Consider the following 17,870-nt stretch of genomic DNA (forward strand, 5'->3'; position numbering starts at 1 on the left):
AAAACTGCGTGAAATACATATTTCACGCAGTTTGCATTTATATCGACTTTTCAGCTATCATAGTAGAGTAGTTGATCACTTAATTAGAGTACATAGAATCGTTTTTATGGGGGATTAACCTTGCGAGAGAGACAACATGAGGTAACGGATAGCTACGGAATCGAAATTGAGCTTTTTTCCATATGGATGAAAAATAAAGGGATGACCAGATCGACGCATCAAGCTTACATAAGTGATGTAAGTGATTTTCTTCAGACCGCATACCCAACCGAAACGAAGCAAATTACAAAAATGGATATCATGCGTTATATGGCCGTTTGCCGGGAGAAGGGAGCTGGTGATGAGGCGCGTAATCGGAAGCTGTCTTCACTACGATCTTTTTTTAAAGCGATGAATGAGATGGAGCATCTTGAGGGAAACCCTGCGTCGCTGATTGCAAAGTCCAAGCAGGAGAAAAATCGCATCCCGGTTTATTTGGAGGAAAATGAACTTGAGGCGCTGCTCCATACGATTAAGGGCAAATATTACATACGAAATGTAGCTATCGTACTTTTAATGGCATATGCCGGTCTTCGCGTAGGAGAGGTGCATCGGATGAATGTGCAGGATTATCGGCAGGACGGCTCGATTCATATTTTGGGGAAAGGGCGAAAATGGCGTGTCATTCCTCTTCCGGAGGCGCTGCAAAGCATCTTGAACGATGCGCTTGAGGATCGGAAGGAATCGCGGCAGGGGAAGGAGCAGCCGTTTTTTGTGTCGCAATTCGGGCGGAGGCTTTCAATTCGAATGATTCAGACGGTAGCCGACGATACGATTAAGCTGCTCAAGGAAACGATGCCTTCGCTCGCGGATAAACGGCTGTCCAGCCATAAGCTTCGCCACTCATTCGCGACGATGCAAATACGCAGCGGGACGGACATTCGGACACTGCAGGAGCTGCTCGGACATGCAAGCATCGAAACGACGCAAATTTATACGCATATCGATAATAAGCAGCTCCGAAATGCGATGAATAACATTTCTAGTAAAATTCCTTTAAATCTCCATAAGAGGTAACGTAATTATAATTATGTAAACTAATTAAATTCTAACAGGACAGGAATCATTAAAGAAAAAAATATAGTACCAACGAAATCCCTCATCTCAAAAGCAGATGACAGATACATGAAGTATCTGCCATCTGTTTTTTTGTTTAGTGAGCGCTTACGAGAACTTGCTTGCGTCGTTCCTCCCGCTCGTCAGGAAGCATGCGCGGGCAAGTGTAGCATTTCTCACCATCGATACGGCAATCATACATGCAGCAGGAAGAGCGGAGAATGAGCTTGCCGTCTGGCGGCGACCATGGGTTATCAACATAACGCGGTTTATGAACGAAAGGATTCCGTTTCCGGTTAAATACTTCTGCTGGCAGGCCGATAACAACGTCAAGATCCTGCTGGAAGCTTGCTAGAAGCGCATCATCCTTAATATTTTCGAAAACGTAGTCCCGTACAGCATGGATTTGGCCGCCAACCTGATTCCATATCATCGCCGATTTCACATCTGCGCTTAAGGCAACCGCTTCAACAATGGCATTAATCTCATCCTTAAAAAAGGAACGGAAGGCTTGCTCGAGAAAGCTATTGCGCTCGTGCTCATCGAGAGGAACATCTGTCCAGCGAAGCTCATTAATCTTGAAGCCAAGATGAGCGTGATCATTGTGGTATTCCAGCTGATAAGTCAAGTTATGCAGCGATAAATCCAAATACCGGTTATACTGCGCAGCGAAAATAAGATTTGTAATACAAAGATTGAAGAAGGACATGCCGACGAAAGAAGCCGCTAATTGAATCCCTGTTGCTTGAACCATTTCACCTGCTTTTATCAATGCAGCATGCGAAATTTCACGGTTAAGAAAATCGGTCGCGGGCAGCTCTAGCGCGGGCTCAGCTGCTCCGCTCGGAGAAATATGAAAAAAGGTTTCAACAAGCGTAAAATCCATACCATGTGCCATTGGAGCACTCCTCTTAGTTCGTCATTATAAAATACTTATAGAGTATATGATGCAACGATAACGATTATCATTGTTATCGACTCTATAAGTATAGGAGGGTGCTAGCGCACTGTCAATATGTAGGGTTCGACAATAGACTTAATGCGATCTAGCCCTTCCCACATGTCGCCAGGCCCATCATATATGAGCACATAAGCGCCATCATAGCCTTTTTCTTGAACCATATTCAGATTTGAGATGAGCTCCTTTTTATCTGGAAAACCTACAGCATCATAGGTTGGCTTGACATGAATGGATACGCTCAGTGGCGCTGTTGCACCGATTTCTTCCATTTTCCCCTCACCGTGATAGTTGCCGAAGTCGGTAATGAACCCAACTTGCGGACCAGCTTGTGCAAGCAGTTTGAGGCTGCTTTCGGCTGTCGAGGTGAGTGATTTGAAATTTTCTGAAATGACATGAACGCCTTTAGTGGCGCCATATTGCGCCAAATCAGCCAAGGCAGCTGCAGAAGCTTGAATTGCTTCTGTATCAGTGGGCGAAGCTTCACCCGCAATGACGCGAATTTGCTTGGCGCCGGAGAGGGATGCTACGTCGATCCATTGTTGGATGAGAGAAAAGTCAGCAGACTTTCTAGCTTTATCAGTCGATGTTAAATCGCCATAGTCTAAAAGGAGCGTATCGAACTTAATGCCAGCTGCGTTAAAGGAGCTGCGAAGCTGTTCCAGATATGCAGGTTCCGTCGAATGAAAATGAAAATGACAAACCTCGATCGCTTGATAGCCTCTTGAAGCTGCTTCAGCTGGCAATTCAAGCAGTGTTAATACCTGCGGCTGATCGTGCAATTGGGTTTGATGGGTGAGGGATTCGGCATCCCATACCGTCCACCGGAGTGGACCAAGAATGCGATGCAAGCTCCATGTACTAATGGATAGATAAGACACTATTTATCCCGCCTTTTTATATTTTGTCTAACCTATAAATAGCATAGCACTTTGTAAGCTGAAAAAAATGATCCGCTTGTGTCATATTACTCCTCTTGTTGGTCATTATTGAGCGAAATGGGGAAGACCAAGGAAACAAAAAACCTGACGAGATTTACCTACGTCAGGTTTTGAGAAAGAAATAGAAAGTTTTGACGAAATTTTATTTTATTATTTCATCGTCCAGCTAGTAGCTTTAACAACTGCAGAATCGGCGTTTTTCAGAGAAGAGTAGCCTTGATTCAATAGATCGTTCCATTGCTTGACACGATTCGTGCCGTTTGGCGCTTGATTGTAGTGGTTAGTATTGACGATCTTAGTACGTGTAGCATGGAAGCTATTCATGAACGTTTTTTCATTACTGCTAGATCCTGAACGTGAAAGCAGGCCTTGAAGCGTGTTCGAGCCACCAGTAGCACCGTGATTCAGGGCTGAATCAACAAAAGATCCGATTGTCAAAGCGGACTTGAAACCACGTTGATTTGCTTGTTGCACAGCGTAGTTGATGTACACGTTGTAGAACGTTTTCCAAATAGCGTCTCTCCATTTAGAGTTGTTTTGCAGTCCATTGATCTTTTTGCAGAAGGAAGATGCGCTTTCCGTAATATTCAAAATCCGGCCATTCATTTTTCCTTTAGCGCCAATACGCGCTAAGCCACCTTCGATCGTAGGGTTGCTTGCACCGCTAGCCGCATCATATTCCTTGAAAAGTGCTGGGCCATCAGGGTATGTGTCATTTGAACCGCCTGTTGTAGCACCGAATATACCAATCGTATAACCACGGTTGTCGTTGATATTCTCACAATAGCCATAATGCTTAGTCCAGTTGAGTGAGTCTTGTTCCGGTTTGTTTATCAGTTTCATAATATTGTCCCATTGCTCGCCGTCAAGACCTGTTTTGGATTTAAGGAAGCTGAGTGTGGCAGGGGAGAAGTTAGCATCGTGTTGAGGCCCAGCAGAAGCCTTCGATAGAAGTGAAGCGGATGTTAACGAAAGAATAAGTGCAAAACAAACAAAAGTAATAAAAAATAATTTCCCTTTTTTTGGAGCTTGTTTAGTCGTTTCCATTACATAAATTCCTCCTAAAATAAAGTGATTGTTGCGTACGTCTCGGTAATTTACCGGAAGTGATGTCTGTCCACGATTTTTCAAAGTCAATCTCTTACTAAATCGGCGGATCACCTCCTCAAAGTTATAGCGCTTTAACTTTTGGTGAAAAAAATGATTTGATTTTGTAACGCAATTGAATACCTTTGGATACGCTTTCACATTTATCTCGTATGTATTTCTTCTTTCTGTAAGTTAATGTATCAGATGAACCGCTTTTGTGTCTACAGAAAAATTAATTATTTTTTATTCCTATCGTTTATTTACTCCGCATTCCGAACAAAGAAACTGGAGGTGCCGGTCATTTTGGATATTACATAAATACTGTTTTTTTTGCTAATTCGAGAAATAACACTATAATATATGATATGGGCTGCTTCTTTGCAGTGTGAAAGAGATTTCGTTATGGAAGGAAAGAGAGATATGGAAACGAAGCGTGTTACGACAGAAGAGCAATTAGAAGAAGCATTCCGTATTCGAAAAGCGGTCTTCGTGAAGGAGCAAGGCGTAGCGGAGGAAGTCGAGCTGGATGAATTTGATGATATCGCAATTCATGTGCTTGTTTATTACGAAAATGAACCGGTCGGAACCGGTAGAGTTCGAATCGTGGATGATTTGGCGAAGCTCGAGCGAATTTGTGTGCTGTCCACGCACCGCAAGCATCGGTTAGGGAAAGCGATCATGGAAGAGCTGGAGGCCATTGCTCGTGAAAAGGGTGTGGCGAAAGCCAAGCTGCACGGTCAGGTTCAGGCGGCGCCGTTTTATGAGAAGCAAGGGTATGAAATAGCGTCCACCGTATTTATGGAAGAGAACATTCCGCATGTTAAGATGATTAAAGATTTACCACATTAAATACCTGGAAAAAGCCTGCGGCATGCAGGCTTTTTCTTATATCTAGACGATTTTTTTTCGGTAATGTGAGGGCGAAATCCCCTTTACTTTTTTGAACATTTTCGAGAAAAGGAGAGGATCGGTATAGCCTACCGAGTGAGAGATGTCTGAAATCGACAACTGTTGGTTGCTCATTAAATGACAGGCTTTATCCATTCGATATTGCAATAAATACATTTGCGGCGAAAGCTGAAGAGACTCTTTGAACAAAGCGGATAGATATATTCGATCTATGCCGATCATGTTTGCTAGCTCAGAGATGCTTATTTTAGTGTAATAGTTCATTTTCAAATAATCGATTGCCTTGCGTACATATACTTCCTTCGCCTTCGGCAAATAGCCGATTTGATGAGGTGCGTTAAGCATGTCGATCCATTCGGATAGGAGACGGAACAGAAGGCTGTGAACGACTAATCCGCTATTTCTCTCGAGTGCCTGGGCATCGGTAAGCTGATCCAGCCACGGATCAAACCAAGCTGCGGGTGCAAAGTGAAAATGCGGATTCGACTTGCTTAGCTGTACCTGGGAAAGCAGTTGATCGACGCTGCCGCCTTGAAAGGCGATCCAGGAATATACCCATGGGTCTTGCTCATCAGCCTTCATCTGGCAAATGATGTTTGGGAACACCATGAAGCCTTGGCCTTTTTTGAGCGCATAAGTGGTGCCGTTGATTTGATAAGTGCCTTTGCCTTCATGGATAAATAGTATTTTATAATGGTCTTTAACTCCAGGACCCCACGTATAGCCGGGCTCGCAGTACTGCTTGCCATGATAATAATAGATGAGTTCATAGCTCTCGCACATGGAATCCTCACTCCTAATCTCATTAAACATTTATATTACATTATGCCATATAATTCTTGCTTGTGGACATTCCAATTATTGATTCTCTTAAGCTATACTTTGAAAGCATTCAGCTAATATAGCATTCATTATTGCATGCTTCATGAGAACAATCCATTCTATTAAGCTAAAGGGGAATACGAACAGATGCCTTACGTTGCTGATCAAAAAAGATATTCCGATATGCGGTATAATCGCTCGGGCAAGAGCGGCATTAAGCTGCCAGCGATCTCGCTCGGCCTATGGCAAAACTTTGGCGGCAATCAGCCGCTGGAAAATTCACGTGCGATGATTTTAAAAGCATTCGATCTAGGTATTACACATTTTGACCTAGCGAATAACTATGGACCGCCAGCAGGCTCTGCCGAAGAAACGTTTGGAGCTGTATATAAGAAGGATTTGATACCTTACCGCGACGAGCTTCTTATCTCGACCAAAGCAGGCTACTACATGTGGGAAGGGCCGTACGGCGAATGGGGCTCCCGGAAAAACTTACTCTCCAGCTTGGATCGCAGCTTGATGCGGATGGGACTTGATTATGTTGATGTTTTTTATTCGCATCGTCCAGACCCGGAAACGCCGCTCGAAGAAACGATGGGCGCGCTTGATCATGCGGTTAGACAAGGGAAAGCGTTGTATGTCGGCTTATCCAATTACAGTACGGAGCAGACCATAGAAGCGGTCAAAATTTTGAAGCAGCTTGGTACCCCATGCCTCATACATCAGCCGATCTACTCGATGCTGAATCGCTGGGTAGAGGATGGATTGCAGGACGTATTGAATGAAAATGGCGTAGGCTCAATCGCTTATTGCCCGCTCGGACGCGGACAGCTGACCAACAAATATGTGGATAAAATCGAAGCAGAGTCCAAAGCTGCTTCCAGCACGATGAAGCCTGAGGCGATCACTGCTGAGCGCGTTCAGAAATTCCGCAGCCTTGAGGCGTTGGCAGCTAGACGAGGACAAACGTTGTCTCAAATGGCGCTTAATTGGGTGCTTCGCGAAGGCGGAGTAACTTCAGCGCTAATCGGAGTCAGCCGCGTTAGCCAGATTGAAGAGAATGTGAAGGCGCTTGAGAGCGCGCCGTTATCTGCCGAAGAGTTAACGGAAATCGATGCCGTATTGAGCAACTTGCAAGATATTCCGTGGTAAAAAGCGAACCCAGGCGGCTATGTCTGGGTTTTTTGCCTGGCAACAAACCAGCAGCTGGACAAGTATCATATAAACTATTTAAGTAATCTTAAGCTTTATTTAAACTTTAATTACTAGCCTCTTAAATATTGACGGTTATCTTTAGTAGAGAGATAACAAGTCGATTTTAGGAGGTTTTTTTGTGAAAACAAAGCTTTATGTCCTATATGGCGGCAAATCCGTCGAGCATGAGGTTTCTTTAAAAACAGCATATACCGTTATTCAATCCATAGACGAATCCAAATTCGAGGTTTTTCCTATCTATATTACTCGTGAAGGAATCTGGTGCAGTCCAGATGAGTTTAACCGAGATCAGCTCATCATGAGCGATCTTGTCGCACAGCGAGCAACCACATCAGCAGCAAATTCCATTGGGGATGTACTAGTAAGCCAATTGTCTCTGCCCGGTAAAAAAGTTGTACTGCCGCTGCTGCATGGCTCAAACGGAGAAGACGGCACGGTGCAAGGGCTGCTCGAATTGCTTGATGTGCCGTATGTGGGGAACGGCGTACTGTCGTCGGCGCTCACCTTGGACAAAGCCGTATCGAAGCAGCTGTTAGCCCAAGCGGGCATCAATCAAGTTGATTACCTCGTATATCGCCACGATCAATGGCTGGAGAATCGCTCTGACATGCTGCAAGCGGTAGCGGAAAAGCTTGGTTTTCCTTGCTATGTAAAGCCCGCATCCTTAGGCTCGAGCATTGGCATTAGCAGATGTATGGATAAGCAGCAATTGATTGCAGGCATCACGGAGGCATTCCGATTCGATACTAAGCTTGTCATTGAACAAGAGGTCATCGGCATAGAAATTCAAGTTGCTGTCATGGGAAATGAGAAGCCTCTCGCATCGTTGCCAGGCGAATTCATCCATAACCATCGTTTTTTCGATTTCGAATCGAAATATTTGGACAAGCAGCTGACGATGTCGATTCCGGCCCAGATTTCCGAAGAAATCACCTTGCAAATTCGGCAGCTGGCCATTCAATCGTATCGGGTGCATAGCTGCTCTGGACTTGCTCGGGTTGATTTTTTCCTGGATGAGAAAGGGCAATTGTATCTGAACGAAATTAATGCACTGCCGGGCTTTACGAATTTCAGTATGTATCCGGTCATGTGGGAGCGGACGGATGGCACTTCTTATGCCGAGTTAGTCGAGAAGCTGATTGACTATGCTTTTACGCGCCATGCAGAAAAACAAACCATCCACTATACGAGGTGATTGGCATGAATAGAGACACGTGGTCTGAGGTTAGTTTGAGCAATATACGCAATAATATGCTGAAAATTCGTCAAATGCTGCCTAAAAATGTGAAGCTGATGGCGGTCGTCAAAGCAAATGGCTACGGCCATGGCGACATCGAAGCTGCCCAAATGGCTCAGCAGGCTGGCGCAGAGCAGCTAGCCGTTGCCTATTTGGATGAAGCGCTCCATCTAAGGGAGCATGGGATTACGCTGCCAATTCTTATTTTAACCCCCATAAAACCTCGGCAGGTGAAGCTTGCGATCGAGCATGACCTCATGCTTACCGTAACAAGCGCCGAATGGTTTAGAGAAGCGAGATGCTTTAAGCCTGTCGCTTCCTCAAGGAAGCTGCGCGTGCACGTAAAGCTGGACACCGGCCTTGGCAGGCTCGGCATCTATGAGAAAGACCAGTGGGACGAAATTGTGCCATGGTTGAAAGCTGCTGATGTTATCGTTGAAGGGATTTATACGCATTTTGCAACTGCTGGAAGAGAGGATACAGCGTATTTGAAGCAGCAATATAAGCGATTCGTTGACATGATTGAATGGGCGAAGGAGTCGCGGCTCGCCGTAAACAGCTACCATTGTGCCGGCAGTGCAGCTGCGCTTCGGTTTCCAGAGCTTGCGATGGATATGGTGCGAATTGGTGCGGCGATGTACGGCTATTATCCGCAGAAGCTTGTACCAAGCTTAAAGCTCGAGCCTGCTTTAAGCTTGCACAGCACCCTCATGCAGGTGAAGCAGCTGAAAAAGGGTGAGTACTTAGGCTATGACAACTCCTATCAGGCGGATGAGGAACAGTGGGTTGGTACGGTTCCAATCGGCTATGCCGACGGCTGGTCGCAAAGCATGCAGGGAACGGAGCTGCTCGTAAATGGCAGGCGTGCCAAAGTGGTCGGGAAAATATGTATGGATCAGCTTATGATTCGATTGCCGGGTCCGTGCAAGGAAGGTGCCGTTGTGACTTTAATAGGCAGCCAAGGCTCTGAGAGCATTACATTTGCCGAGCTGGCTGCCCACATTGGCAGCGTACCGCAGGAAATATCAACCTCGCTAACGACAAGAGTAACTAGAATATATAACGATAAAGGGGAGGCGCAAAAACGATGGGACAAGCGATTGATCATATCCAGCAGCAAGGGAGCCATCTTATAAATCACACTGCCGTTCAAGTCGGCCAAGCGGAAATTTACGAAGGGCATTTGGTGTTAATAAACCGCGACAATCCGATCAAGCAGCCTATTAAAGCAGACAAGCTGCTTCCGATCAGCTCGAACGAAGACATAATTGAGCTGCATGATGGCATGTTTATGGAAAATACCGGTTTGCAGCAGTTGTCGGCTTTATTAGCTGCAAGTAAGGCTTTAGACGAAGTTGTAGTCGTAAGCGCCTATCGTACGAAGGAAGAGCAAGAAGACATTTATGCAACATCTTTGGTCGAAAATGGCCCTGTTTATACCGCTGGCTACGTTGCGCTGCCGGATCAAAGCGAGCATCAAACGGGTCTTGCCGTTGATGTAGGCAAATATAGCCGCGATGTCGATTTTATTGCGCCTTCTTTTCCGAATAACGGAGCTTGTCAGACCTTTAAGCAGCTTGCTGCGGATTATGGTTTTATTCAAAGATATAAGGAAGGGAAGGAGTCCATTACTAAAATCTCCTGTGAGCCCTGGCATTTCCGCTATGTCGGCTATCCTCACTCGAGACTGATGGAGGAGCATAGCTTTTGCCTTGAGGAGTATATCGATTTTGTCAAAGGCTATACTTATTCCGGCGACCGAATTCGATTCAACAATGGCAGTGTGCAGGTTGAGATCTATTATGTGCCAGCAGAGGAAGGGCCTTCGACAACTGTACCAATTGTAAAATGTGACCTTTACCGCCTGTCTGGCAATAACAGAGACGGTTTTATCATTACCGCCTTCCAAGGAAGCGAGTATAATGGCTAAATTAAACTACGGCGGGTTGGACCTTCTGAAATTCCTTGTCGCTATATTGGTCATCGCTAACCATACCGGCCCTCTGCATGCCTACAACGCCAATGCGGATTACCTCATTAGCGGAATTCTAACACGAATTGCTGTTCCGATCTTTTTTATGTCATCCGGATTTTTCTTCTTCAGCAAATGGACTGGCGAGCGAACAAACGATTCAAAAGCATGGCTCGGATATATGAAGAAAATTGGAGTCTTGTATTTAATAGCTATATTGTTATATATACCGCTTAATCTATATACCGGTTATTTTAAAGAAAGCTTCACGATTTACTCCTTCTTCAAGGATATCGTTTTTGACGGAACCTTTTATCATCTGTGGTATTTGCCAGCTCTAATGATTGGATTGACGATTACTTATTTTATGTATAGGAAAATGTCATTGACAGCGATGCTAGCGATTGTCAGTTTATTATATGTGATTGGCCTTTTCGGAGACAGCTACTATGGCCTAATCAAAGGCGTCGATGGAGTCAAACAGCTCTATGACGCGATGTTCTCCGTTTTTGATTACACGCGTAACGGTCTATTTTATGCGCCCATTTATATTGTAATTGGTGCCTATGCTGCCAAGCATCCGCTTCAAGCAAGAAGACCGATTATTTACGCCAGCTTGTTTCTTCTGTCGCTGGGATTGATGTTTGCCGAGGCTATTATGTTGAAGTCAATGGAGCTTCCCCGTCATGACAGCATGTACATTTTTGCGCTGCCTGCTACTTATTTTTTATTCCAATGGGCTTTGTTATGGAAAGGACAATTTGGCAAAGCATTTAGGGAGTGGAGGGTGTGGATTTATATTTTGCATCCTATCGCTATCGTGTTCGTTCGCGGTGCGGCTAAGGCTGCTGGATTAGAGTCGGTATTTATAACGAATAGCCTTATTCATTTTGCTGCGGTATGTCTGTTATCGGTTGTAATGGCCGCGGTCGCTGTAAAAATATCCGACATAAAATTTAAGTTCAGCCATAAATATGGTAATGGGAGACGTTCATTAAGCTAGGTGAAACGAGAGGAGAAGCCGCGTCGAAGGAGCATTACCTGCAGCAGGGAGGGATTGTTATGAGTGTCGAATTGCTCATTCAACTACTCGTGCTTATCGTAATGATCATCGATATGGCGACCAGATCCAAAGATTCCTAAATGAGTGGAGACAAGGCATCTTAACAGGTGCTTTGTCTTTTTTTCTGTGCGTAAATGGGATTACAGGAAAAGGAAATGACAGCGGAGCAACGAATTACATAAAAACAGGTTAATCAAGCGCCAGCATGAATGTGGATGAAGCCAGTTGAATGAGGCCATGCAGTGCGGGTTTGTTGAAATCTATAATCCGAATATATTGCGCGGTCGATGATTTTTTTATGAGGAGTAACGATTTTCCCTTATGCGGTCATGCAACGATGGCGTCGATGTACGCGTTGAAGAGTCATGGCTTGCTGCCTGATCGACAACAATTGACGATTGAAACGAATATCGGTTTATTGCCGATTACATGCAGCGAGGAAGAGCCTTATCAGATCAAAATGAAACAAGGCAATCCGGAGTTCATCCCATTTGGCGGAGATAGGGAACAGTTGTTTAATGCGATAGGTTTATGTGCAGATGATTGGGACGAGCAGTTGCCAATCGTTTATGGCAGTACCGGAACGTGGACCTTGCTAGTACCTGTCAAGAAACTTTCTTCTTTTGCTAAAATGGTGCCCAGCACGGATCAATTCCCTGCAATTTTAAAAGAAAACCCGAGAGCCTCCATTCATCCTTTTTGCTTGGAAGCCTTTGATCGTGAAGCACATGTGCATGCAAGGCATTTTTCTTCCCCCTACTCAGGTACGATAGAAGATCCGATAACCGGTACGGCTTCCGGCGTGATGGGCGCTTATTATTTCCTCACTAGCGTTGCATTAATGTTATCTGATTCTTCATAACTTTCTGTTTTATCGAAAATTGCACAAAAATAAATCCTTTACAATAGATATGGCAGGTAGCCCTGTCCATAATCCACTGAAAAGGATCAATCTTATGGACAAGCATAAGCTATTTTCTTCGTTTGGTAAATGGTTAGCGCCAATATGTACGAGTACGTTCACAGATCGGGTGTCTTAAACCCGGCAAGATAAATACGAGACGACGAAGAGAAACGAGCAGATAGTCTCCAAATCATCCGGTTAATCACTCATGTGAACAAATTTACATAATTTATTTAAATGGAAAGAGCTACCTTTAAGAGGCGTTCGACCTTTTGGGTTTGCTGTCTGAAATACGTTTTCTTAATTTTCAGAAACATAGAGTGTCAAGGTTTATGCAACGCGAGTGTTTCACACTGTTATTTATTAATGTTTTTCATTTCTATTTTATAACAAATAAAAATAATAATGAATGAGATTGTAACTACAATAAACGCTACTCCAACTGCAGGAACTTTGAAAGCAAAATAGTTAACTCCCGTCATAATAAAACATATAAAAGACATTAACAAAGTAAATTTAAAAGTTTTAATTTTTTTTTCCATTATCCTCATTACCTCCGATAAAATAGAATTCCAATAACTCATGGACTCATTAATATTGAAAAAATAAAATAGTGCAAGGAGAAATCTTAATGAATTCCTTCTTGCTTACAAAACATATCAGGACACTAGCGTTGCATTAATGTTCTCGGAATCTTCATAATACTTCGTGATTATTAAATCCGAGCACAAAAAAATCCTTTACAATAGATATGTTAGGTTACCCTGTCCATAATCCACTGAAAAGGATCAACTCATGGACAAGATTACTATATTTTCTTCATTTGGTAAATGGCTAGAGCCAATCTGTAAGAAAACGTTCAAAGATAGCGTAAAAGAAATGAATCAAGATATGTACACGAAGAAACTAACGACTCTTGCTTATTTCAAGCTTTTCCTTCACGCAGAACTTCAAGGACGCGATGGACTTCGTGACATTGCCAATGATGTACTGTGCCCAGAGTTTCAATACGAACTCGGATTTTCCTCGATTTCATCATCGCAACTTTGTAGGAAACATAGCGACGTGAATCCGATGCTTCTAGAACAGGTTTTTAACCAACTCGTGAAGCGAATCCATTCTAAAGCCAATCCGCAGCGATCTCGAAATAAGATTAAGATCATTGATTCGATAACGATTGTGATGTGTTTACAGAAATTCAAATGGGCACATTATCGATCTACGAAATCGGGTATTAAACTACACTCTCGCATTGCCTATTGGGATGACGAGGAGGTCTTTCCTGACAAGGTAAAGGTTACGCCAGCTAAAGTTAGTGATCGAAAACCGCTTGAAGAACTGGCAGATGAAGAAGGCGTCACTTATGTCTTCAATCGAGGCTATGTCGATTACGCAGTGTCTTGCACATGATTCAAACGGAAGACTCGGAAGGGAATTTGCTATTCTTATTGACGAAACGATTTGACCTAACAGCTGATGAAGTTAGCGAAATGTATCGGAACCGCTGGGCGATAGAAACGTTCTTCAAATGGATGAAACAGCATATAGCGATACGTTCATTATTTGGAAGAGGGCTCCTTCCTTATCGAAGGCTCGGAAGCTCTTATTGAGCAGATGCTAGGGGACGGCCACCGCATAGCGATCATTACCAACGGCATTAAGCAGACGCAGCATAATCGGATCGGCAGATCAAGCCTCGCAAATGCTTTCGAGCATATCTTGTTTCGGAGGTTACCGGCTATTCGAAGCCGCATACGGGAATCTTTGATTATACATTCGATAAGTTGCAGGTAACGGATAAATCGAAGGTGCTAATTGTAGGAGATTCTTTAACTTCTGATATACAAGGCGGCATCAACTACGGCATCGATACATGCTGGTATAACCCGAAGCGAAAACGGAATGAATTGTTAATTAAGCCGACCTATGAAATTCAGCGTTTGGATGAGCTGCTACAGTATGTATAGAAGTATGGCCAACAAATGAAGTCGAATTCCTTATAATAGAGGAATCGGCTTTTTTTATTTTTATTAGTAGGCCGTCCCATATCGCTCATTATAATTGAGATAGATAAACGAAAATAAAAATACTTTATTACAAATTTGAGAGAAAAACGTTTTTCATTCGTTGTATATAGTGTATAAGGTTTTTCAAAAAAAGGGGAATTGTTGCATGAAGTCTAACGATAAAAATTTTATACAGCGATTACAACGGCAAAAAGAAGATGCTATGGAATATATCATTGATCTATATTTGCCATTAATAAAAGGGGTAACATATAAAGTCCTCTCCCCGCTTGAGAACGATGGAATGATAGAGGAGTGTATCAACGATATCTTTCTTTCTATTTGGATCAATTCGAGAAAATTCACCGGAGATACTACGGACTTTAAGAAATGGATATGTGCGATTGCTAAATTCAAATCTATTGATTACTACAGGAAAGCTAACCATAAAGTAGAACTCGCCTCAAATGATATGGTTTTATACGCGGAAAAATCAGCAGAAGATGAACTAATTATGATGGAAGACAAAGCTGAGCTTATTAAGCTGATTAACATGTTAGAGCCTGTTGATCGGGATATTTTTGTAATGAAATTCTTTCTAGGTTTAAAAACGGGTGAAATATCGACAAAGCTTGGTATGACTAACGCTTCGATCGACAATCGAATTTATAGAGGGAAAAAGAAGCTTAATCACGAAGCTGTGAATTTTAGTTTTGGAGGTAGTGTATGATGAAGGATATTTATGAATTATTAAATGATATGAACATCGATGAGAATGAATATACGGAAATGGACGTAAATGAAATAGAGAAGGCTAAAGTCAAAAGAGCATTAAAGGAATCCATATCTAAGAAGAAAAAAATAAAGAGCTGGAAAAAGAATGCCGCTGCAATTGTCATAATAATCGGTTTAACCGCTGCAACGTTTGGAGTAACGTTTCCTGCTTATGCTGCCAGCATTCCTGTAATAGGAAATATTTTTAGATTTTTAGATAATGGAAAAACAGGCCTTTATGATGATTATAAGGAATACTCAACTGAAATGAACATCTCAACTGAAAGCAATGGCATTAAAGTTACGATAAATGATGCCATTTTTGATGGAAAAACGGTGAGCTTAACCTTTTCGATAGAAAGCGATCAAGAGCTAAGTGATCATCCCATTTCACATCCCTTTTTAGATGTAAAGGGTTCAATTGGAGGTGGAGGCAGCATTCAAACTTCAAAAGTGAATGGAAATAAATATGTCGGCTTGCTCACATCTACGAACCATTTTCACACTGAAAAAGATACCGTAAATATTAAGTGGAATATCGAAAGTATAGCCATTAAAAATAGTCCAGAGAAAATAAAAGGTAATTGGAGCTTTGCTCTTTCTTTAGATGCAACAAATAGAAATACACAAGTCATTAACCAAAAAGCAGAGCATGAAGGTGTGGCGGTGAATATTGAAAAAATATCGGTCACGCCGATGTCCTTTATCGTTTTCTTTGATCAGTCGGTTTCGGAGATGGTAAGAAAAAAATGGAATATGGTAGATGTCGAGATAGAGATTAATGATGATCTAGGAAATCATTACTCAGGTAAAGGAAATGGTGGAACAGGTGATCGGGAAGGCTATAACATGAGCTGGAGTAAAACGTTCGAAAAACTAGACCCAAATGCAACGCAACTCATCATCACACCTCAAATCAATCTATATGAACATACATCAGATAATCATGGTTCAGTGGAAATTACGAGAGATGGACAAAAAGAAATTCCAATAACCAAAAAAGCTGGTATTGGCAAAAAAGAATATGTTTTGGAAGACATCGTTGTTGAATTAAAGAAGCATTAATGTAAAGGACGCTGTCACCAGAACAACAGTGCGAATTGATGACCCTATAATAAAGAAAAGAACGATGCCAGCGTGAGCTGAAGCATCGTTCTTTTTTTTGCTAGTTGAGCTCCCACTCCTGCAGCAGCATGATGGCAGCGCCGGCCGTTACGGCGTCTTCCGTCAGCTGCCCTTGCGTAAATTTGGGCTCATACTGCGGGGAATAGTAGATGTTGCTGCGAGCAACCTGTATAACGGTATCATAGATCGACTTATGCACTTTGACGAGCGGACCGCCCAATATAACAGCCTCGGGATGCAAAATATTGATTAAATTAGCAATCCCAATACCTAGATAGGTTGCCGTTTGCAGAAACTGTTCCGTAACGAATGCATCCTTCTGGATATAGGCTTTCTGCAGCGCATCAAATTGTATATCCTCTGGCGGGATTCCCTTTAGCGAGCTTTCTCTGCCCAGCTTCAGCTGCGAGCGAATTTTTTTCTCTAAGGCAGGAATCGATACGAGCGCTTCAAGCGCCCCATAATTCCCTTCGTCGCCGAGTCTTGGGCCATCCGTCTGGATAATCATTTGACCGAAGGAGCCTTCCATGTCCACCGCGCCTCTTACGATTTGTCCGCCTGACATCATCGAGGTCCGCAAGCCTACACCAGCATGGACATAAAGCATATGCTTCACTTCTTCATTCCGAAGCGCCCAATGCTCGCCAATAATCGCTGTATTGGCTCCATTATCGAGCAGGGCAGGCAGCCCTAAGCGCTGCTCCAGCAGCTCGCAGATCGGAACATTGCTCCATCCCTCAGCGGGAAAATAGCGCGGCTTCAGCATAATGCCGTCCTCGCGGCTTAACGGACCAACAGCGCCGATGCCAATGCCGATTATTTTTTCGCGCTCAATCTGGCACTCGCTCATCATGCGTTCAGCAAGCTGTGTGATTTTGGCGAGCAGCCTCTCAGGCGTCATACGCTCATCCATTTTCCATCTCTCGAATGCCAGCGGTTTTAAATTCATGTCATATAAACCGATAGAGGAGGAGAAACGAGAAACTTCCAAACCGAATACGGCGCGGTGTTCGGGATTGACGCGATAGAGAATCGGCTTTCTGCCGCCGGTTGAACGACCTAGCTCAGACGCTAGTATTAGCCCGTCCGACAGCAGCTCCTCCAGCAGCCTTGACAGGCTGGTGCTAGTTACTGTAAGCCGCTCCATTAGGGCGGCCTTGGATACTAGACCATTTCGAATAATAAAATCAAAAACTTGTTTTTTTATAGTGGGATGCTTCACATTCATCATATATTCTCCATTTGTCCAAGTAGTTAGATCGGATATAAATCAAACTCTATTATATGCTGTTTGCTGTAGGCGTGACTAGAGATAAGCTATAAATAATTGCAATGATCTTACAAATTCAGCTTAGTATCCATTTATATTAATCTACAGTGCGCTACGTTGCACAAAATACAATAGAAAGCTGACATGAGAGCCTAATATTTGAGCTACATTGCAGAAATGCAGCAAGAGCAGGCTCGGAAGCAGAAAATCGGCTCGTTTGGTCGATTCTATTGCAGAAACTACATTGTAGGTATAGTGGGGATGCTCGGAAGAGAGTTCTGTTGTATAAAGTGCAACGTAGCTAGGAGGAATGTGGATGTTCTGTTTTGCGGAACGCATCGCAACCAAAGAGTATGGTGAATAATGATGCCGCTGGTGTTCTACATGCCATGTTAAAGGGAGCAAGTTTGTGGGGACTGGATGATAAGCGATCTAAATTCGTTTCTTTACCGTGACGTGGTAAAAGAATGAATACAACTGTCTGACGAAA

Annotated in this window: 19 protein-coding genes; 13 read left to right on the plus strand and 6 right to left on the minus strand. The window is 43.3% G+C overall.

Annotation, left to right across the window (positions count from 1 at the left end):
- Window positions 1–120 precede the first annotated feature (120 nt).
- The gene (locus tag AC1TPC_RS05640) at window positions 121–1,056 is read left to right on the plus strand and encodes a tyrosine-type recombinase/integrase (protein WP_482065869.1); all 936 of its coding nucleotides are present in this window, start codon (window positions 121–123) and stop codon (window positions 1,054–1,056) included.
- A gap of 136 nt (window positions 1,057–1,192) precedes the next feature.
- Here the strand turns inward: AC1TPC_RS05640 and AC1TPC_RS05645 are convergent, their stop codons facing one another.
- From AC1TPC_RS05645 to AC1TPC_RS05655, 3 genes are all read right to left on the minus strand, one after another.
- A complete protein-coding gene (locus AC1TPC_RS05645) occupies window positions 1,193–1,993 on the minus strand; it encodes a hypothetical protein (RefSeq protein WP_482065870.1) in 801 nt (266 codons plus the stop codon).
- Between the two features lie 101 nt (window positions 1,994–2,094).
- On the minus strand, window positions 2,095–2,934 hold the full coding sequence (locus AC1TPC_RS05650; RefSeq protein WP_482065871.1) for a sugar phosphate isomerase/epimerase family protein: 840 nt from the start codon (window positions 2,932–2,934) through the stop codon (window positions 2,095–2,097).
- Between the two features lie 210 nt (window positions 2,935–3,144).
- Complete coding sequence (locus AC1TPC_RS05655) at window positions 3,145–4,041, minus strand: chitosanase (protein ID WP_482065872.1); 897 nt, start codon at window positions 4,039–4,041, stop codon at window positions 3,145–3,147.
- Between the two features lie 462 nt (window positions 4,042–4,503).
- On the opposite strand from AC1TPC_RS05655, the gene AC1TPC_RS05660 reads away from it, so the two are divergent.
- A complete protein-coding gene (locus tag AC1TPC_RS05660; RefSeq protein WP_482065986.1) occupies window positions 4,504–4,932 on the plus strand; it encodes a GNAT family N-acetyltransferase in 429 nt (142 codons plus the stop codon).
- A 42-nt stretch (window positions 4,933–4,974) separates the two neighbouring features.
- Here AC1TPC_RS05660 and AC1TPC_RS05665 read toward each other — a convergent pair whose 3' ends face one another.
- The gene (locus AC1TPC_RS05665) at window positions 4,975–5,775 is read right to left on the minus strand and encodes an AraC family transcriptional regulator (RefSeq protein WP_482065873.1); all 801 of its coding nucleotides are present in this window, start codon (window positions 5,773–5,775) and stop codon (window positions 4,975–4,977) included.
- Window positions 5,776–5,961: 186 nt separating this feature from the next.
- Here AC1TPC_RS05665 and AC1TPC_RS05670 point away from each other — a divergent pair, with 186 nt between their 5' ends.
- From AC1TPC_RS05670 to AC1TPC_RS05695, 6 genes are all read left to right on the plus strand, one after another.
- Window positions 5,962–6,966, plus strand: a complete 1,005-nt coding sequence (locus tag AC1TPC_RS05670; RefSeq protein WP_482065874.1) for an aldo/keto reductase — start codon at window positions 5,962–5,964, stop codon at window positions 6,964–6,966.
- 181 nt (window positions 6,967–7,147) lie between these two features.
- Window positions 7,148–8,224 (plus strand): D-alanine--D-alanine ligase family protein, encoded by a 1,077-nt coding sequence (locus tag AC1TPC_RS05675; protein ID WP_482065875.1) that lies wholly within the window; start codon window positions 7,148–7,150, stop codon window positions 8,222–8,224.
- 5 nt (window positions 8,225–8,229) lie between these two features.
- Window positions 8,230–9,402, plus strand: a complete 1,173-nt coding sequence (gene alr, locus AC1TPC_RS05680) for an alanine racemase (protein ID WP_482065876.1) — start codon at window positions 8,230–8,232, stop codon at window positions 9,400–9,402.
- Complete coding sequence (locus tag AC1TPC_RS05685; protein ID WP_482065877.1) at window positions 9,354–10,196, plus strand: D-alanyl-D-alanine carboxypeptidase family protein; 843 nt, start codon at window positions 9,354–9,356, stop codon at window positions 10,194–10,196. Before alr ends, AC1TPC_RS05685 begins: the two co-directional genes overlap by 49 nt.
- The gene (locus AC1TPC_RS05690) at window positions 10,189–11,241 is read left to right on the plus strand and encodes an acyltransferase family protein (RefSeq protein ID WP_482065878.1); all 1,053 of its coding nucleotides are present in this window, start codon (window positions 10,189–10,191) and stop codon (window positions 11,239–11,241) included. Before AC1TPC_RS05685 ends, AC1TPC_RS05690 begins: the two co-directional genes overlap by 8 nt.
- A gap of 358 nt (window positions 11,242–11,599) precedes the next feature.
- Entirely contained in the window at window positions 11,600–12,163 is a 564-nt protein-coding gene (locus AC1TPC_RS05695) for a PhzF family phenazine biosynthesis isomerase (RefSeq protein ID WP_482065879.1), read from the plus strand.
- A 398-nt stretch (window positions 12,164–12,561) separates the two neighbouring features.
- Here AC1TPC_RS05695 and AC1TPC_RS05700 read toward each other — a convergent pair whose 3' ends face one another.
- Window positions 12,562–12,747: a hypothetical protein gene (locus AC1TPC_RS05700; protein WP_482065880.1), complete on the minus strand. Its 186-nt coding sequence runs from the start codon at window positions 12,745–12,747 to the stop codon at window positions 12,562–12,564.
- A gap of 253 nt (window positions 12,748–13,000) precedes the next feature.
- On the opposite strand from AC1TPC_RS05700, the gene AC1TPC_RS05705 reads away from it, so the two are divergent.
- The 5 genes from AC1TPC_RS05705 to AC1TPC_RS05725 all read left to right on the plus strand — a co-directional run bounded on the left by AC1TPC_RS05705 (window position 13,001) and on the right by AC1TPC_RS05725 (window position 16,050).
- The gene (locus AC1TPC_RS05705) at window positions 13,001–13,615 is read left to right on the plus strand and encodes a DUF4372 domain-containing protein (RefSeq protein WP_482065881.1); all 615 of its coding nucleotides are present in this window, start codon (window positions 13,001–13,003) and stop codon (window positions 13,613–13,615) included.
- Complete coding sequence (locus AC1TPC_RS05710; protein ID WP_482065882.1) at window positions 13,612–13,815, plus strand: transposase; 204 nt, start codon at window positions 13,612–13,614, stop codon at window positions 13,813–13,815. Before AC1TPC_RS05705 ends, AC1TPC_RS05710 begins: the two co-directional genes overlap by 4 nt.
- A 78-nt stretch (window positions 13,816–13,893) precedes the next feature.
- On the plus strand, window positions 13,894–14,172 hold the full coding sequence (locus AC1TPC_RS05715; RefSeq protein WP_482065987.1) for an HAD-IA family hydrolase: 279 nt from the start codon (window positions 13,894–13,896) through the stop codon (window positions 14,170–14,172).
- A gap of 205 nt (window positions 14,173–14,377) precedes the next feature.
- Window positions 14,378–14,941: a sigma-70 family RNA polymerase sigma factor gene (locus AC1TPC_RS05720; protein WP_482065883.1), complete on the plus strand. Its 564-nt coding sequence runs from the start codon at window positions 14,378–14,380 to the stop codon at window positions 14,939–14,941.
- Window positions 14,941–16,050: a DUF4179 domain-containing protein gene (locus tag AC1TPC_RS05725; protein ID WP_482065988.1), complete on the plus strand. Its 1,110-nt coding sequence runs from the start codon at window positions 14,941–14,943 to the stop codon at window positions 16,048–16,050. The genes AC1TPC_RS05720 and AC1TPC_RS05725 overlap by 1 nt, the downstream gene beginning before the upstream one ends.
- A gap of 100 nt (window positions 16,051–16,150) precedes the next feature.
- Here AC1TPC_RS05725 and AC1TPC_RS05730 read toward each other — a convergent pair whose 3' ends face one another.
- A complete protein-coding gene (locus AC1TPC_RS05730; RefSeq protein ID WP_482065884.1) occupies window positions 16,151–17,341 on the minus strand; it encodes an ROK family protein in 1,191 nt (396 codons plus the stop codon).
- Window positions 17,342–17,870: the final 529 nt, after the last annotated feature.

Source organism: Paenibacillus sp. Y280, from assembly GCF_056786335.1.

Excerpts from the sequence above, each read along its gene's own strand:
- alr (WP_482065876.1), top strand. The coding sequence starts at position 8,230 with ATGAATAGAGACACGTGGTCTGAGGTTAGTTTGAGCAATATACGCAAT.
- AC1TPC_RS05730 (WP_482065884.1), bottom strand. The coding sequence starts at position 17,341 with ATGATGAATGTGAAGCATCCCACTATAAAAAAACAAGTTTTTGATTTT.
- AC1TPC_RS05685 (WP_482065877.1), top strand. The coding sequence starts at position 9,354 with ATGGGACAAGCGATTGATCATATCCAGCAGCAAGGGAGCCATCTTATA.
- AC1TPC_RS05725 (WP_482065988.1), top strand. The coding sequence starts at position 14,941 with ATGAAGGATATTTATGAATTATTAAATGATATGAACATCGATGAGAAT.
- AC1TPC_RS05700 (WP_482065880.1), bottom strand. The coding sequence starts at position 12,747 with ATGGAAAAAAAAATTAAAACTTTTAAATTTACTTTGTTAATGTCTTTT.
- AC1TPC_RS05655 (WP_482065872.1), bottom strand. The coding sequence starts at position 4,041 with ATGGAAACGACTAAACAAGCTCCAAAAAAAGGGAAATTATTTTTTATT.
- AC1TPC_RS05660 (WP_482065986.1), top strand. The coding sequence starts at position 4,504 with ATGGAAACGAAGCGTGTTACGACAGAAGAGCAATTAGAAGAAGCATTC.
- AC1TPC_RS05645 (WP_482065870.1), bottom strand. The coding sequence starts at position 1,993 with ATGGCACATGGTATGGATTTTACGCTTGTTGAAACCTTTTTTCATATT.
- AC1TPC_RS05690 (WP_482065878.1), top strand. The coding sequence starts at position 10,189 with ATGGCTAAATTAAACTACGGCGGGTTGGACCTTCTGAAATTCCTTGTC.
- AC1TPC_RS05720 (WP_482065883.1), top strand. The coding sequence starts at position 14,378 with ATGAAGTCTAACGATAAAAATTTTATACAGCGATTACAACGGCAAAAA.
- AC1TPC_RS05710 (WP_482065882.1), top strand. The coding sequence starts at position 13,612 with ATGATTCAAACGGAAGACTCGGAAGGGAATTTGCTATTCTTATTGACG.
- AC1TPC_RS05665 (WP_482065873.1), bottom strand. The coding sequence starts at position 5,775 with ATGTGCGAGAGCTATGAACTCATCTATTATTATCATGGCAAGCAGTAC.
- AC1TPC_RS05695 (WP_482065879.1), top strand. The coding sequence starts at position 11,600 with ATGAGGAGTAACGATTTTCCCTTATGCGGTCATGCAACGATGGCGTCG.
- AC1TPC_RS05705 (WP_482065881.1), top strand. The coding sequence starts at position 13,001 with ATGGACAAGATTACTATATTTTCTTCATTTGGTAAATGGCTAGAGCCA.
- AC1TPC_RS05670 (WP_482065874.1), top strand. The coding sequence starts at position 5,962 with ATGCCTTACGTTGCTGATCAAAAAAGATATTCCGATATGCGGTATAAT.